Consider the following 16,848-nt stretch of genomic DNA (forward strand, 5'->3'; position numbering starts at 1 on the left):
TGCGCCGCCAAAAAGTAGGCAAAAAGCTCTCCCCTGCAAAACCGCCCGGCATGGCCGGGTCCCCTGCGATGCTCGAAGCCCAGGGCCGCGCCGAACTCACTTCGCTACGCTCCGTTCAAACAAAGCGTCGCGAAGTCAGTTSTTGAWGCGCGCTGCGCGCGCGCCCYGGRCTTCTGCGCTTCTCGGCGGTTTAGAMGGGGAGGCCCCGMAACAGCCAACAGCCAAACCCGGAGTCCGGGCGGTGGAKGTATTTCGTRTGCCCCCTTTAGCCCCGCCGAGGAACGGAAAGYCTYGAGGCCGTGCGCGMAGCGCACTTCAAGARCTGACTCCGCACGGTTGTTTGAGCAGAGCGTAGCGGCGCGAGTTCCGGGCGGGGCCTCRAGGCTTGAGTACCGCAGGGCACCCGAAGCGCAGCGTAGGGCGGGGCGGTCGGGGGGAGCTCTTTGCCTACTTTCTGGCGGCCCAGAAAGTAGGTCGCCCGCCGGGGCGAAATCCCGGCATGGGCCTTGCCTCAATTACAACTAGCGCCGTGTCAAGCCTTGCGTCGACGGCGAACACCCGCAACGCCGAGCCCGGCCAGCGAAGCCAACATCAACGACCCCGGCTCCGACACCGTGAACGCCCTCACGCTGTCGATGGCGGGCACGCTGTAGCCGCTGTTGTCGCTGGCGCTGTCAAAGGCGTAAACGCGCACTTCGCTGAAGCCGACTGCGTCGCTCAGGCCCAGCACGCCGCCGATGCCGGCAGCACCGAGCGACACCTTGCCGCTGCCGGTCAGCACGCCGTCCAGCAGCGTCTGCCACATCACGTAGATGTTGAGATAGCCGGAGTCCACCGCGAACTCGATGCCTTGGAGCCTGGCGCCGCTGCCCTTGATGGACAGATAGGCGTTTGTGCCCGCCGTCGCGAAGTAGTTGCCCGAGAAGGACTCGCTGTAGGTCTGGCCGGCCGGCACGTCCACGCAGAACTCACCGGCATAGCCGCAGCCGCCGTTGTCGTTGGCAAAGCCGGTGTGCGTGAACAGCAGGCCGCCCTCGGCCCAGGGGCTGTCGAGGTTGGTGTTGGCCTCGAAGTCGGCCGCGTAGGTCAGGTGCGTCGCACCCGGCGTGGCGCTGCCCGCGCCGGTGGTCTGCACGACAGCGGCGATGGCCGGGGCGGCGAGCAGGGCGGCGATGAGAGGGATCAGTTTGGTTTTCATGATGCTTGTGGTTCTCAGGGCACGGCGACCAGGTCGATGGCGTCGAACGACAGCGACGGGCTCAGGAAGCTGGTGCCGGCGGTGCCGCTGACGGTGTTGATGGTCAGCACGTTGGTGCCGACGACGAGTTGCGCGGCGGGGATGTCGTAGGTGTAGGTGCGGTTGACGCCGCGGTAGGTGCCCACGGTCAGGTTGCGCGACACCTTGGCTGGCGCGGCGGGGATGGCCGACGTCCAGCTGTTGACCGTGACCTGCGGCCGGGCGCCGCCGTTGTCGGCCGTGGTGCCCAGACGCAGGCGCAGCGGCGCGGTGTTCTGGCCGCGCTTGAGCGTGAAGCGGATTTGCAGGCCGTTGTTAACGTCCTTCCACTGGTAGGCAGGCCAGTTGGCGGGTGTGGAGGCGCCCACCGTGTAGGGGCCGGCCAGCCACGAGGCCATGCGCACGTCGGACGGGTGCATGAAGGTCAGCCGGTCGCCGTTGATGTACTCCTGCGGCGTGCCGTCCCAGTGGCCGATGCGCCAGATGGACGGCGTGGTTTCCGGGTCGGCCGTGATGGCCACGGGGTTCAGCGCGTAGCTGGCGTTGGCGGTGACGGTCACGGTGCCGGTCTGCACGGCGAGTTCGCCCTTGTAGACGGTCATGGTGTAGACGCCCGGCAGCATGCCGGTGGCCGTGAAGTGGCCGTCCACGGGGTCGGCATCGGCCCAGTATTGAGCCTGTGCGTTGGCGAAGCCGACGGTGTAAGGCAGGCCGGCGATGCGGCCCGTCAGGCCGGCGCCGGTGACCGAACCACGGCCCACCGGCGGCACGTAGCCGATCAGGCTCACTTGGCCGTACCAGCTGGTGTCGGGCCGGGCCGTCGGCGGCGTGCCGTTGTTGAAGATCATGGTGTACGTGTTCAGCACGCCCATGCGGAAAGCTTCCGTCTGCGCCTCACCGTAGTTGACGATGTAGGTCAGCTCGTTGGTCGTGCTGGTGATCTGTTGAAGCAGGCTGCGGTAGAACGGGCCGCCGGATCCGCCTTCGTTGTTGTCGCGCCAGAACCAGATGCCCACGCCAGGGCCGCTGCCACCGACGAACTCCCAGTCCTTCAGCCGGCGGTTGGCGTAGTGCTTGGAGCGCGTCTGGCCGTAGCGGGCGTCGGTGGTCGGGAAGCCGAACACGTCGCTGGCCTCGATGGCGGCGCCGGTGCCACGCAGGTCCTCGGCCCAGAAGCTCTGGCCGCCGTAGGTGACGAGGCCGCCGGCCGCATTGGCCGGGCCGCCGTTGGGCAGCTTGGCGACCGGGATGCGAGCGATGAAGCGCACCAGGCCCAGCGTGTCGGGCTCCTCGGTGAAGTGCGTGCCCATGTGGATGTTGGGCTCGCCCTTCTTGACGAGGTAGTAGTGCGTCAGCACGCCGCCCTTGGTGCTGGTGCTGGTTAGCGTGATCTTGATGTAGTCGGTGCCGGTGACGACGCCGCCGTTGGTCGTCGCGGCGGGCGTCGAGACGCCTGCGGCATTGACGAGTTCGGCCTTCACGCCGACGGCGCTGACGTTGGTGTAGAGGAAGTCGGCACCAGAGTTCAGCTGCGTGCCGCGGCTCAGGTCCTGGTACTCCACGCCGTTGTAGACCATGCTGGAGATGTCGCCGGCCGACTGCGTGCTGACGCCGTTGTCATAGCCCCGCACCTTGAACACGAGGCCCGCGTCGGTGTCGATGACGTAATTGGGCTTGGCGGAACTGTTACTGTCCCAGACGGTTGTGATGCTGAAGGCGGCCATCGCGGCCGGGGCCGCTGCGGCGAGCAGGCCTGCGGCCAGCCAACGCGCCCAATGCGGGCGCGAGCTTGTCGTGTTCATGAAGTCTCCTGGTCTTGTGTCGTAGTTCACGGTTTGCGGGCTTGCCCGCAGCCGGAGCGGAATGTAGGCAGCGCCTGCCTCCGCGTGTACTCAACCAGATGAGCGTTTGAACAAGGCCGTACTCGCGGCCTCTGTGCCCTTGTATAGACAGCGCTGACAATGCATTTGCGATACCGAATGCGACATAGCGCGCGGGTTCGCAGCGTCAGATCACTTGATCAGCGCCTGATATGTCAGCCCGCGCACGCGCAGATGCAGCGTCGAATTGCCTGCCGGCCTGAGCTGCGTCATGAAGAGGATGACGAGGCGCTCCTTCGGGTCCACCGTGTACTGCGGGAAGTAGGCACTGCCCCAGCCGAAGGCGCCTTCGCTGCCGAGCTCCTTGAAGCCACCGCGCCTGACGTTGACCCAAAAGCCCAGGCCGAAGCCGTCCGCGTCGCCGCTGGACTTGGGGCCAAGGTGGTCGGCCGTCATCAGCGCCACCGTGTGCGGCGAAAGGATGCGCACGCCGTCGAGTTCGCCCTTGTTCAAGAGCATCTGCAGGAAGCGCGTGTAGTCGCCCGCCGTGCTCAGCATGCCGGCGCCGCCGGACATCAGCTTGTGCGGACCGTTGACGAAGTCACTCTTTGCCGACGTCTCCATCAGCTTGAGCTGGCCGCCCTCCAGGCCGTAGACATTGGCCAGGCGCTCGACCTTTTCGGGTGGCACGGCGAAGCCGGTGTCCGCCATGCGCAGCGGGTCGGTGATGCGCTCCTTGATGAAGCGGTCCAGCGGCTGGCCGGACACCACCTCGACGAGGCGGCCCAGCACATCGGTCGCATAGCCGTAGATGAACTGCTCACCCGGCTGGCTTTGCAGCGGCAGCGCGGCGAAGCGGTCGGTCCACTGCGCCAGCGTCTCGTCATTGCCGACGAGATACCAGTCCTTCATGCCGGCCGCGTCGTAGGCTGCCTTGGCCGGGCCGCCGCCATAGCTCATGCCGGCGGTGTGCGTCAGCAGGTCGTGGATGGTGAGTGGGCGGCGTGCCTTCTCGGTGCCGCCTTGGGCCAAGGCGACCTGCTGGTTGGCAAAGGCCGGCAGGTAGCGCGCCACCGGGTCCTTCAGCAGAAAGCGGCCTTCCTCGTAGAGGATCATGGCCGCCACGGTGGTGAGCGCCTTGCTCATGGAGGCGATGCGGAAAATCGTGTCCGTGCGCATCGCCTTGGCGTTCTCTATGTCGCGCTGGCCATAGGCCTTGAAGACAACCGGCTTGCCGTCGCGCAGCACGGCCATCACGCCGCCGGCGAGCTGCTGCTTGCCAATCTGCTCCTCAATGGCCGCGTCCAGGCGCTTGAGGCGCTCGGGCGAGAAGCCCTGCGCGGTGATCGTCTCGGCCTTGGGAGGCGCCGCGAAGCTGAGTGGGGCGTGAGTCAGCGCGGCGCAGGCCAGCGCCAAAGCAAGAACGGTGGATTTCATGTCGCAGTGATCTCAGTTACTCAATCCGTGGTCCGCGCGCGTCCTGCATTGAACAGCCGGCCGAGCGCCGGGCCGCCCCAAGTAGGCCGGCTGGCGATGTGCTTGCGGCTCAATGCCGCAAGCATCGCCGTCCCCTCGGGGGACCGACCAGGCTCGCCCGCGTTCAGCGCGGAGAGACTGGGCGAGGGCCCCTAATCTCCCAGCGGTCGTTGCTGCGTGAAGCCCGGGCTGGCGGCCACGCGGTACTGCTCGGGCGGCTGCGGCTTGCTCGGGTCGATTGGGCCGAGATCATCGCGCAGCTGGGCGGCCACGGGCACGCGGGCTTCCCGCAGGCCCAGTGCCACCAAACGCGCCAACTGATCGGCGCCGTAGTTGTTGTGATGGGTGTTGTCGATCTTGCCCGCGTTCAGCGGGTGCGCCGCCTTGGAGCGCTCGACACCCAGGGCCGCGTAGAACTGCTGGCTCATCGCGTTGAGGTCGATGAAGGCCAGCTTCATGTCCCTGGCCACGGCGCGTGCGGCTTCGGCGTACTCCAGCAGGCTGGGCTTGAGGCGGCCCTGCTCGTCGAAGTTGCGCCGCTCCATCGACGACAGCACCACCGGCACGCCGCCGCGCGCCAGGATGCGCTCGGCATGCGTGCGCAGCTCGGCCTTGTAGGTCTCGGCGTTGCCGCTGCCGTCCTTCTGCTGTTTCTGGTCGTTGTGGCCGAACTGCAGCAGCACGGTGTCGCCGGGCTGCAGCTGCGACAGGATCTTGTCGATGCGGCGGCGCCCCAGCGAATCGCGGAAGGTCTCCCCCGACTGCGCATGGTTGGCCACGGCCACGGTCGGCTTGAAAAGGGCGGGGAACATCTGGCCCCAGCTGCTGTAGGGCTCGCGGGACTGGTCGGCCACGGTGGAGTCGCCCAGCAGGAAGATGGTGGGCACCTGCACCGGCTCGATGACGAGCTTGCGCAAGGCCGGCTGGCTGCCGTTGATCTCCAGCGTGATGCGCTGGTCCCAGGCCCAGATCTCGTCCTTGCTCTCGCGCGGCTCCTTGAGCTTGACGACGCCGGCTTCGACGCCAGGCACCGCAGCGATGCGGGCCGTGCGCACGTTGACGATGAAGCTGCGCGTCTGCGTAGCCCCGGCGGGCACTTGCACGCCGTCCAGCATCAGGCGGCGCAGCTCGGCCTTGATCGTCGTGTCGCTCGCGGTGGGGCCACCCAACGTGGCGGTGACTCGGTAGTTGCCTTCGGCCGGCACGTCCACCGTGAAGAAGCTGGGTTGGCCAGCCGCGTTGCGCGGCGCGCCGGGCTCGAAGCCACTGCCGCGTTCGCGGCTGTAGGTGGGCTCGGGCGTGGCGGCGAGGTCAAAGCTGAGCGCATTGGCCGCGGGCGGCGGCGAAGCACAAGCGCTCAGGCACAGCGGCACGGCGAGAAGCAGGGGGCGGAGAAAGCTCATGTGTCAGTCCGTCAGATGTTGCCCGGCGCGGCGCTCAAGGGCGGGCTTGCAGCGGTTGCAGCGAGGAGTCGGCCGCGTGGCCACTGCCACGGCCCCACAGGCGGTCATAGGGCCAGCCGGTCAGGTCTTCGACGATGCGGCCGCTCTCGGGTGTCTCGGCCTCGGTCGCGCCATTGCGCAGGCGTTCGACCTCGTTGACGAGCACGGCATGTGTGCTGGCATTGAGGCGGAAGGACCACGAGGCCACCAGGCCGAACAGCATCATCAGCAGCGGCCCGCCCACCATCAGCGCGGTGATGGTCTGGATGGCTTCGGGGCTCTGCACGATGACCTCGCCCGGCCGCGTCTTGGGCGAGATGTAGCCGCCCAGGTCAATGATCCAGCCGGTGGCGATGATGGCGACGCTCTGGGCGACCTTGCGCACCAACGTCATCACGCCGGCAAAGATGCCCTCGCGGCGCTGGCCGGTGACGGCCTCGTCGATGTCGGGCAGGTAGTTGTAGACCGACCAGGGCACGAAGTTCAGCGTGCCGCGGCCCAGGCCGGCCAGCACGATGGGCAGGAAGAGCCAGAAGATCAGGGAAGGGCTGAAGCTGTCGCGCGACGGGTCCAGCGCGGTGAACAGGTTGGCGCCCAGTGCGTTGAAGCCGGCCTGGAAGCCTTCCGGCCGCGTCAGGAAGAAGCCCAGGTAGAGCAGCAGCGCCGCGCCGAACATCGAGATGGCGATGCGGTAGGCCAGCACGGGCCCGGTGCGGATGACGATCTGGATGGCCACCATGACCGAGATCAGCTGGGCCACGTACATGACCGTCATCAGCTGCGAGATCACCAGCGTCGCGCCCATCAGCACCGTCGCCACGAAGATGGGGAAGGCGGTGTTGAAGATGTCCTGCGACAGGTAGCCGCCCAGGTAAATGGACAGGTGCTGGCGGAAGGCGCGGATCTTCAGCGTGGAGAAGAGGTCGCGGAACATCTTGGCGGGAATCGCCAGCGCCGCTCTCAGGTTGAAGCCGCCGAAGGTCTGCGACAGGACGGCCTGCTCACGCGTGCCGTAAGGCCGCTCCCAAGTCGTCAGCACGACGATGGTGACGACGACAGAGAAGATGCAGCCGAAGATGGCGGCCATCCAGAAGAAGGTGTCCGGCGAGTCCTTGCCGCCGAAGCGGCTGATGAGCAGCGTGGGCAGGTAGGAGGCCAGGATGGCCGAGCTCTGCGCCACGATCATGCGGGCGCCGGCGAACTTGGCCTTGGCCTTGTAGTCCTTGGTCATCTCGGCCGCCAGCGTCTCCCAGGGGATGAGAAACATCGTGTACAGCAGCTCGAAGAAGATGAAGGTGAGCAGGTAGTAGGTGAAGCTGTGGCCGGTGCGGAAGATCAGCGCGAAGCTGGGCAGCAGCGGGATGGTGATCAGCAGGAACAGCTTGCGCCGGCCGATCTTGCGGCCCACCCAGGTGTGGCGCAGGTTGTCGGACACGTAGCCGATCAGCGGGCAGGTGATGGCTTCTAAGAGTCTGGGTAGTCCCAGGATCAGGCCGGCTTCGACGGCGCTGAGGCCGCAGAAGGTGGTGAAGAAATAGAACAACCAGCCGGTGATGACGGCTTGCGCGCCGGCGCCGAGCATGTCGCCCGAACCCCAGCCCCAGTAGTTGATCCAGGTGGGTTCTTTGGCGGCGGGGTGGAGGTTGCGAGGGGATGTCATGTCGGTTGCGCGCTAGGCGCTTGTCTCTGGTACTTTTGTTTGATGCCGAGTGCCGTGCCGGGATTTCGTCCCGGCGGCCGACTCACTTTTTGGGCCGCCAAAAAGTAAGCAAAAAGCTCCCCCTGACCGCCCCGCCCCTTCGGGGTTCCCTGCGCTGCTCAGTCCTTGCGGGCCCGCGCGGAACTCCCTTCGCTACGCTACGGTCAGACAACCGCGCGGAGTCAGTTCTTGAAGTGCGCTTCGCGCACGCCCTCAAGGCCTTGCGCTGCTCGGCGGGGCTAAAAGGGGGCATGCAGAAATACATCCATCGCCCGGACTTCGGGCTTGGCTGTTGGCTGTTTGGCTGCTCTGGGGCCTCCCCKTCTAAACCGCCGAGAAGCGCAGAAGYCCGGGGCGCGCGCGCAGCGCGCATCAACAACTGACTTCGCACCCCTTTGTYTGAACGGAGCGTAGCGAAGTGAGTKGGGTGCGGCCCCGGGTTTCGAGCATCGCAGGGGACCCCGACAGGGGCGGTTTCGCAGGGGAGAGCTTTTTGCTTACTTTTTGGCGGCGCAAAAAGTGAGTCGGCCGCCGGGACGAAATCCCGGCTGGGCCTGGCCACAAACCCAAAGCAGCGCATATCAACCTAAATGAAGCGAACCAGCAATTCGCCCATTGCGAGCAAAGCCATCGCCTGCCCGAATGGCATCGACGTCAGCGGGATGTCCTTGTATTCCTGCAACGTGTTGAACACCGGGGTGCCGAAGCTCACCTGCGTCAACTCCCCCGCATCGTTGATCTTCGACCGAACGGCCAGCGCCGCCTTCACGCCAAAGGCTTCATAGTCGCGAGAGATGTAGCCCTTACGCACCGCCTTCAGGATGCCGTAGGCAAAGCCAGCCGAAGCCGCCGCCTCGTCGTACGAGGTGGGGTCATCCAGCAGCGTCGGCCACAACCCCGACGGCGACTGGAACTGCGCCAGCGCCTTGACCTGCGCCTCCAGCGTCGACACCAGGAACTGCCGAAACGCATCACCCTCAGGCAGGTTCAACAGCTCGATGAACTCCGGAATGACGATGGTCACCCATGAGTTCCCCCGCGCCCACAGCGCATTCGCAAAGTTGTGCCGGCCTTCAAACGTCCAGCCATGGAACCACAGCCCCGTCTTGCGGTCCGCCAGATATTTGATGTGAACCAAAAACTGCCGCTTGGCTTCCTCAACGTAGTGTGGGCGCCCAAGCAGCAAGCCGAACTTGGCCAGCGGCAGCACCGACATCATCAGCGTGTCGTCCCACATCTGCTGGTTGTTGACGCTGTTGTAGACGATGTGCTGGAAGCCGCCTTCCTCGGTGCGCGGCAGCTCGTTGTAGACCCACTCGGCCCAGCGGTCGATGTAGGGCAGGAAGCGGCGGTCGCCGGTGCGGTCGAACAGGTAGGCCAGCGTCAGGAAGGGCGCCACCGTGTTGATGTTGCGGCTGGGCATGCCTTCCGCAAAGCGCGCCTCGAACCAGCTCGTCATGATGTCCCAGGCCTTGGGGTCGCCCGTCAGCTCCCAGACCTTGTAGACGCCGTACAGGCCCACGCCATGCGTCCACTCGAAGCCGTTCCAGCCCTTGGTGTCCAGCACGCGGCCGTCGTCGAGGCGCAGCAGGAACTTGCCGTCCTTGTCCTCGATGTTGATCAGGTTGTGGATCAGGCGGTCGATAGCGCCGCGGATGTCGTCGCGGTCCGCGCCGAGGTGGGCCGTGTGGTGGGCCAGCAGCGGGTGGATCTTGGACGAATCGACGGGCTTGAGGATCTGGTTGGACATGGTCTTGTCTCGGTGAATTCTTGGAAGTTCAGCGCTGCAGGTTTCGGGGTTGGGGCACCGGCTCCAACGGTACGCCGCCGCGCGCCACGGCCAGCGGCACCAGGCGCACGGCCTCCAGCGCGTTCGCGGCCTGGCCATCGGTCGTCACGGCCAGGGTCAGCGTGTTCTCGCCATTCGGGTTCAGGATGCCCGGCGGCAGCACGAAGACGCGCTGCGGGCCGATGTGGGCGATGAACTGGCCCATGTTCCAGCCGTTGACGAAGATCAGCGCGCGGTTCTCCACCTCGGAGCGCGGCTTGGTCGTGTCGCCAAAGGCCAGGCCCAGCTGCACGTCGTGGCCGGCCGGCAGGTCCAGCTTGAAGTTCGTGCGCAGCCAGTAGCTGCCGGGCGCGGAAGGCGCTGCGCCGGGCGTCGTGGTTTCCCAGCCGGCTTGCGGCTTGGTCGGGTCGACGGGCAGATGCCAGCCCATGCGCTCGCCGTGCAGGCCGCCGCTGTTCATGGGGCCGCGCACGAGGTCGGCGATGTCCTCGCCGCCCTTGTTGCCCTGGATCTTCCAGGCGATGGGCGTGCCGAAGCGCTGGCCGCCCTTGGGCGTGATGGACGCGGAGATCAGGCCGCGTGCCTCCTTGTGCACGTCGTCAGCGAACAGGTCCCAGTTGTGCGAGTTGTTGCGCACGACGACAGCCAGCACGTGCTCGCCGGCGGGCAAACCTTGCAGCAACTGCCGGAAGGTGTCGGTCGTCTCGGGGAAGGGCCGGCCGGTGTCGTGCTCCTGCTGGCCGAGGAACTTGCCGTCCAGCCAGACCTGGATCATGCCGGCGCCACCGCCGCCAAAGAAGAGTTCCAGCTGCTGCGGCTTGGTGTCGGCCGTCGTGAAGCGGCCGCGGTACCAGACGTCGCCGTGGTGGAAGCCGTAGTCGCTCATCGCCAGCACGGGCTGGCCCTTGTCGGGCGCGGTGTAGACGTTGGCGGCCGAGGCGCCTGCGTCGGTCTTGCGCCAGGCGCTGTCGTCGAACTTGGGATCGGCTTCGAGCGAGTCGAAGCGACGCGTCCAGGTCAGCTGCGTCAGGTCGGGCAGCCGAACAGCGTCCGGGCCGGGCAGGGCTGCGCGGGCGGTGAGGCTGAAGTCCTGCGCCGACGCGGCGACGGCCTGGCCGTTGAAGCTCAGCGCGCTGATGCCATCGGGCGCCCAGGCGCGCAGCGCGCTCGGCTGTATCGTGTCACCGCTCAGTTGCAGGGTTTTTCCCGCGATGGTTGCCGTGCGGACGAGGCCGGGGCTGCGCACCAGCACGGGCTGGTCGCCGGCCTGCAAGCGCCAGAACTCCCAGCCGGTCTTCTCGTCAGCCAGCAGCAGCAACAGCGGCGCGCGGCCGCCGCCGCTGATCAGCACTTCGATCAACCCTTGGTGGGCGTAGTTCAGGCGCAGGTCGCCGCTGCTGGCATCCCAGTTCACCTGGGCCTGGCCGCGCAGCAGCTTCACGGTCGGCTTGGCGGCGTAGCGCAGCACGGTCTCGCCGTCGTCGCCATTGCGGCCGTAGAGCAGGGCCAGGTCACGCGCGCCCTGCTGCATCTGGGCCTGCAGCTCGCTGGTGCTGTAGACCAGGTGCTGGCGCTCCAGCGCGTAGGACGCGAGCAGCAGCTTGGCGTCCTGGCCCGTCAGCGTCAGCTTGCCAGCCTGCGGCACTTGATAGCTGCCGTCACGCGTCTGCAGCTTGAAAGCTAAGGCCTCGCTGCCCGAGAGGTGGTTGTGCTGGGCCAGCAGCACATGGCTGCCCAGCGCCTTGTTGACGTTGTGATAAAGCCTGATCTTGGCGTTGCCCGGGTCGATCACCTCGCCCTTGTCCATCTGCGCCAGCACCGGCGTGGCCGCCTGCACGAAGCCGCCCATCTGCTTGAGCACCAGCGCCTTGTCGCGCATGACGCGGGCTTCGCTGATGGGTGCGCCGTAGTCGTAGCTCGTGTAGACGATGGGGCCCGGCTGCCAGCCCCAGCTGGTGCCGCCAAACGCCATGTAGATGGAGTGGATGGTCAGCGAGTTGATGAGGCTGCTGCCGTAGAAAACGCGCTCGTAGCCGCCGCCCTGGCGCTGCGCCGTGCACTCGTAGGTGCCGTTGCTGCCCCAGTAGTCGAACCAGCCCGCGCCAATCTCGGCAACGAAGCCCGGCGTGTTGGGCGAGGCCAGTGAGCCGACCTTGGGCAGGTTCTTGCCGTAGATGCCCCAGTCCGGCGCCGGTGCCGGCGTGCCGGGCTTGGCGTCCACGCTGCAAACGCCGCCGGGGTAGCCGTCGAAGGCGTAGATGTCCGTCGGGCCGGGGTTGGCGAAGGGCGCGGTCGAKGTCTTCGGTGTCCAGTCCGGCAGGCGCGAGGCGGCGTTGTGGAACAGCGGCACGGTGATGCCGTCGGCGCGCGCCTTGTCCGCCAGGTGCTGCATGTGGCGGATGTTCTTGGGATTCACCGCGAACAGCTCGTTCTCCAGCTGATAGGCGATGACGGTGCCGCCGCCGTTGGTGAGCTGGTGACGCGCCAGGATGGCGTTGATCTGCGTCATCCACTCGTCGGTCGCGGCCTGGTATTCGGCCGCATCGGTACGCGCCTCGACGCGCTGGCGCAGCAGCCAGCCGGGGAAGCCACCGGCCGTCAGCTCGCCGTTCACATAGGGGCCCATGCGGGCGATGACGTAGAGGCCTTCCTCCTTGGCCATCTCGATGACGCGCTCGATGTTGCGCACGCCGGTGAAGTCGTAGTGGCCCGGCTTGGCCGAGTGGTAGCCCCACGAGAAGTAGAAGGACACGGTGTTCAGGCCCGACGCCTTCATCTTCTGCAGCACGTCGCGCCACAGGCCGGGCGAGGGCAGGCGGAAGGGGTGCATCTCGCCCGCGAAGATCATCTCTCGCTTGCCGTCGACGATGAGCGAATGGCGGTCCCAGGCAATCGTCTTGGGCTTGGCCTTCGGCGCCGTCGCGCGCTCCAGCTGCGCGGTCTCTTCCGAGATGACGGTGAAGTGGCGCACGGTGCCCGACACGCCGCCCAGTTCCTTCTTGGCCGTCCAGGTCTGCAGGCCGTCGAAGCTGTCGGAGTACCAGTAGCGCTTCGTCATGTAGTCGTCGAAGTAGATGCGCCAGCCGGCCTTGCCGTTCGCATCCTTGACGGGCACCAGCGCCTGGCCCTCCGACGGGCCGCCCCAGCCGGCCCAGTCGCCCGTCTTCTGAAATGTCCACGGGCCGTCCAGCGACGGCGCGGTGGCCAGTTCGATGAACTTGGTCGTCTCGTTCTTGGTGAACGCGACGTAACGGCCTTCGTGCTGGATGACGAAGGTGTCGATGTAGTTCTTCTCCAGCCCCTGCATGGGCACCGGGTCGCCGAACTTCGTGAAGCCGGCGTCCAGCGCCTTCACGGTGTAGGCGCCGAAGGGACCCTGCGTGCCGGTCGTGGACAGGCTGACGACCAGCTTCAGGCTGCCGTCGCTGTCGCGGAACCATTCCGGCGCCCAGACGTTCTTGACCCCCGGGAGCTTGACCGGCACGTCGGCCACATGCGTCCAGCTCTTCAGGTCAGCGGACTTGGCGATGCCGAAGGTCGAGCCGTTCCAGTTGGTCGTGTAGGCGATGTAGTACAGGCCGTCCGCCGCGCGGATGATGGACGGGTCGCGCAGCAACTCCTTGGCCGGCGTGTAGACCTCCGAGCCCAGCGACGTGAAGTTGATGCCGTCGGTGGAGCTGAACAGGCTCAGCGTGTTCTGCGATGTGGCCATGAAGGCCGACATCAGATAGGTGCGCTCGCTCTTGGCCGCCGGGGCCAAGGCGCCTGCTGGCGTGCTGACGGCGGTGGGCGCCTGCTGACCGGGCAGGTCCTGCGCCTGCACGGTTGCGCACAGCAACAGCGAAGCCAGCGAGACCAGCCGGAGGGCGGAGCGGGGCGACAAAGCGGAAGCAGCGGGCATGAGCGGACCGGGAGTGCGGGGAGCCTCGGGCAGTTTCACCCGGTTCCATGCCGGCAAAAAATCAAGCGCGTGCGAGAAGCGCTCAAAGCGAGGCGGTCACGGGGGCAAGCGAAAATGCCGGTATATGTTCAGTTTCTTCAAGAAGACGACTTCCGCTCCCGCCGAAGACGAAGCGCCCATCCTGCTGCCCGAGGGGTGGGTCACCAAGCCAGCCAGCCCGGTGCCGGTTCCTCTGCCTCCACCGGTTGCTGCGCCTGTCGCCGTGCCTGTTGAGGTTCCGGTCGCGCCGGTCCCTGCTCCCGTCACGCCGGCACCTGCCCGGCCCATTGCCCCGCCTCCACCGGCTCCGGAACCCGTGGCGCCGCCACGCCAGGGCTGGCTCGACCGCCTGCGCGCCGGCCTGCGCAAGACCGGCAGCAGCATTGCTGGYGTCTTCACCGGGACGCAGATCGACGACCAGCTCTACGAGGAGCTGGAAGAGGCGCTGCTGATGGCCGACGCCGGCGTCAGGGCCACGCAGTTCCTGCTCGACGACCTGAAGCGCCGCGTCAAGGATGCCAAGGCCAGCGACCCGCAGGCCGTGCGCGCGCTGCTGATCGACGCGCTGGCCGAGCTGCTGGCGCCGCTGGAAAAGGGCCTGGAAGTGGGCCGCCACTCGCCCACCGTGATGATGGTCGTGGGCGTCAATGGCGCCGGCAAGACCACCAGCATCGGCAAGCTGACCCGCCACCTCGCCGAGGCCGACCAGAAGGTGCTGCTTGCTGCGGCCGACACCTTCCGCGCCGCCGCGCGCGAGCAGCTCGGGGTCTGGGCCGACCGCGCCAAGGTCGAGATCATCAGCCAGGAGGGTGGCGACCCGGCGGCCGTGTCCTTCGACGCCGTCACCGCCGGCCGCGCCCGCGGCGCGGATGTCGTCATTGCCGACACGGCCGGGCGCCTGCCGACGCAGGTCCACCTGATGGAGGAGCTGAAGAAGATCAAGCGCGTCATCAACAAGGCCCAGGAAGGCGCGCCGCACGAGGTGCTGCTGGTGGTGGACGGCAACACCGGCCAGAACGCGCTGAACCAGGTCAAGGCCTTTGACGAGGCGCTGGGCCTGACCGGGCTGATCGTCACCAAGCTCGACGGCACGGCCAAGGGCGGCGTGCTCGCGGCCATCGCGCGCGAGCGGCCCGTGCCGGTCTATTTCATCGGCGTGGGCGAGAAGCTGGAAGACCTCGAGACCTTCAGCGCACGGGAGTTCGCGCGGGCGCTGCTGGAATAGGTTTCAAGGGACGCGTGCGCCCTGACCGATGGCATGGGCCGCAGGACTGCCTATGCTGCGGGTCCGTCCAACCCATCGAGGTTCGCATGTCCCGTACCCAGTTTCTGCTGCCGCTGACCCTGGCGCTCGCCGCCGCGCTGCCGATGAGCGCGCTCGCTGCCGACGCCCGCAAGGCCGCCATCACCGTCGGCGACACGCCGCTGATCCCGCGCGCCGCGCTGTTCGGCAACCCGGTCAAGGCCGGTGCACAGCTGAGCCCTGACGGCCAATGGCTGTCGTGGATGGCGCCGGTGAACGGCGTGATGAACGTCTGGGTCGCGCCGGCCGACAAACCGGAGGCTGCCAAGGCCGTCACCGACTCCAAGGACCGCCCCATCCCCGGCCATTTCTGGTCGGGCAACAGCGAGCAGTTGCTGTTCGTCAAGGACACCGCCGGCGACGAGAACTTCCGCCTGTACGGCGTGGACGTGAAGACCGGCGCGCAGCGCGACTACACGCCCTTCGACAAGGTGCGTGTGCGCATGATCGGCGGCTCGCGCAAGCGCCTGGACGAGGTGCTGGTCGGCATCAACAACCGCGACCCGCGCTGGCACGACGTGCACCTGCTGAACCTGAAGACCGGCGAGCTGAAGCTGGTCATGAAGGGCGACGGCTTTGCCGGCTTCGAGACCGACGACGACCTGCAGGTGCGCCTCGGTGGGCGCCCCAACGCCGCCGGCGGTGTCGACTACTACCAGGTCAAGGACGGCGTGGTCGCCGACAAGGCCTTCCTCAGCACCAGCCTGGAAGACAACGCGACCGGCCCCATCGGCTACACCGCCGACGGCAAGACCTTGTACTGGACGGACTCGCGCGACCGTGACACCACCGCCGTGTTCGCCGAGGACACCGCCACCGGCCAGCGCAAGCTGATCGCCCAGGATGCCCGGGCCGACCTCGGGCAGACGCTGCGCAACACCGTCACCGGCGAAGTGCAGGCCTATGCGGTCGACTACCTGACCACCGAATGGCATTTCCTCGACAAGGGCCTCAAGGCTGACTTCGACTGGTTGCAGCAGCAGCTCGGCAAGGGCGAGGTCATCGTCAGCAGCCGCACCCGGGCCGACGACAAATGGATCGTCGGTATCGATCCGGTCTCCAAGGTGTCCGCCACCTATCTGTACGACCGCAAGGCACGGAAGCTGTCTGCGCTGTACGTCGCCCGCCCCGAATTGCAGAACGCGCCGCTGGTGCCCATGCACCCGGTGGAGATCAAGGCCCGCGACGGCCTGACGCTGCCCAGCTACCTGACGCTGCCGCAGGGCGCCGACAAGAACGGCGACGGCAAGCCCGAACAGGCTGTGCCCATGGTGCTCTTTGTGCACGGCGGCCCCTGGGGGCGCGATGGCCATGGCTATAACGGCTACCACCAATGGCTGGCCAACCGCGGCTATGCGGTGCTGTCGGTGAACTTCCGCGCCTCCACCGGCTTCGGCAAGAAGTTCCTGAACGCCGGCAACAAGCAATGGGGGCTGACCATGCACGACGACCTAATCGACGCCGTCAACTGGGCCGTCAAGCAGGGCGTCACGAGCAGCGACAAGGTCGCCATCATGGGTGGTAGCTATGGCGGCTACGCGGCGCTGGCCGGCGTGACCTTCACGCCCACCGCCTTCACCTGTGCGGTGGACATCGTCGGGCCGTCCAATCTGGAAACCCTGCTCGGCACCATTCCGGCCTACTGGGAAGCCGGCAAGAAACAGATGTACAGCCGCATGGGCGACCCGACGACCGACGAGGGCAAGGCCGTCCTGCGCGCCGCGTCGCCGCTGTACAAGGCGGACCAGATCGTGCGCCCGCTGCTCATCGGCCAGGGCGCCAACGACCCGCGCGTGAAGCAGGCGGAGTCGGACCAGATCGTCCAGGCCATGCAGGCCAAGAACATCCCGGTCACCTATGTGGTCTACCCGGACGAGGGCCACGGCTTCGCCAAGCCGAACAACCGCGTCGGCTTCAATGCGATCGCCGAGAGCTTCCTGGGCAATTGCCTGGGCGGCCGCGTCGAGCCGCTGGGCGAGACGGTGCGCCAGTCGACCGCGCAGATCGCGCATGGGGCCGACTTCCTGCCCGGCCTGAAGGCCGCTGCGGAGAAGAAGTAAGCATCACCTTCCACGCGAATGGCGCGGCGCTGGCGCTGCATGCGTTTGCGGGCCGAGCGCCGGGCCTGCCATGGGCCAGAGG

General features: G+C 67.0%; 9 protein-coding genes. 2 read left to right on the top strand and 7 right to left on the bottom strand.

Features of this window, described 5'->3' with window-relative positions:
- Positions 1–532 precede the first annotated feature (532 nt).
- The 7 genes from ACXRVZ_RS05590 to ACXRVZ_RS05620 all read right to left on the bottom strand — a co-directional run bounded on the left by ACXRVZ_RS05590 (position 533) and on the right by ACXRVZ_RS05620 (position 13,364).
- Positions 533–1,198 carry a PEP-CTERM sorting domain-containing protein gene (locus ACXRVZ_RS05590; protein WP_457420986.1) on the bottom strand — a complete coding sequence of 222 codons (666 nt, stop codon included), beginning with the start codon at positions 1,196–1,198 and terminating at the stop codon, positions 533–535.
- 14 nt (positions 1,199–1,212) lie between these two features.
- Positions 1,213–3,039 (bottom strand): rhamnogalacturonan lyase B N-terminal domain-containing protein, encoded by a 1,827-nt coding sequence (locus tag ACXRVZ_RS05595; protein ID WP_457420988.1) that lies wholly within the window; start codon positions 3,037–3,039, stop codon positions 1,213–1,215.
- 210 nt (positions 3,040–3,249) lie between these two features.
- The gene (locus ACXRVZ_RS05600) at positions 3,250–4,494 is read right to left on the bottom strand and encodes a serine hydrolase domain-containing protein (RefSeq protein WP_457420990.1); all 1,245 of its coding nucleotides are present in this window, start codon (positions 4,492–4,494) and stop codon (positions 3,250–3,252) included.
- A 191-nt stretch (positions 4,495–4,685) separates the two neighbouring features.
- Positions 4,686–5,936, bottom strand: coding sequence for a rhamnogalacturonan acetylesterase (locus tag ACXRVZ_RS05605; RefSeq protein ID WP_457420992.1), 1,251 nt, complete (start codon positions 5,934–5,936; stop codon positions 4,686–4,688).
- A gap of 34 nt (positions 5,937–5,970) precedes the next feature.
- Entirely contained in the window at positions 5,971–7,635 is a 1,665-nt protein-coding gene (locus tag ACXRVZ_RS05610; protein WP_457420994.1) for an MFS transporter, read from the bottom strand.
- 625 nt (positions 7,636–8,260) lie between these two features.
- Entirely contained in the window at positions 8,261–9,424 is a 1,164-nt protein-coding gene (bglB, locus tag ACXRVZ_RS05615; protein ID WP_457420996.1) for a beta-galactosidase BglB, read from the bottom strand.
- Positions 9,425–9,452: 28 nt separating this feature from the next.
- Positions 9,453–13,364 carry a beta-galactosidase gene (locus ACXRVZ_RS05620; RefSeq protein ID WP_457420998.1) on the bottom strand — a complete coding sequence of 1,304 codons (3,912 nt, stop codon included), beginning with the start codon at positions 13,362–13,364 and terminating at the stop codon, positions 9,453–9,455.
- Positions 13,365–13,488: 124 nt separating this feature from the next.
- On the opposite strand from ACXRVZ_RS05620, the gene ftsY reads away from it, so the two are divergent.
- Both ftsY and ACXRVZ_RS05630 read left to right on the top strand, forming a co-directional pair.
- A complete protein-coding gene (gene ftsY / locus ACXRVZ_RS05625) occupies positions 13,489–14,628 on the top strand; it encodes a signal recognition particle-docking protein FtsY (RefSeq protein WP_457421000.1) in 1,140 nt (379 codons plus the stop codon).
- An 86-nt stretch (positions 14,629–14,714) separates the two neighbouring features.
- Entirely contained in the window at positions 14,715–16,766 is a 2,052-nt protein-coding gene (locus ACXRVZ_RS05630) for a S9 family peptidase (protein WP_457421002.1), read from the top strand.
- The last annotated feature ends 82 nt before the right edge of the window (positions 16,767–16,848 follow it).

Source organism: Roseateles sp. P5_E8, from assembly GCF_054177665.1.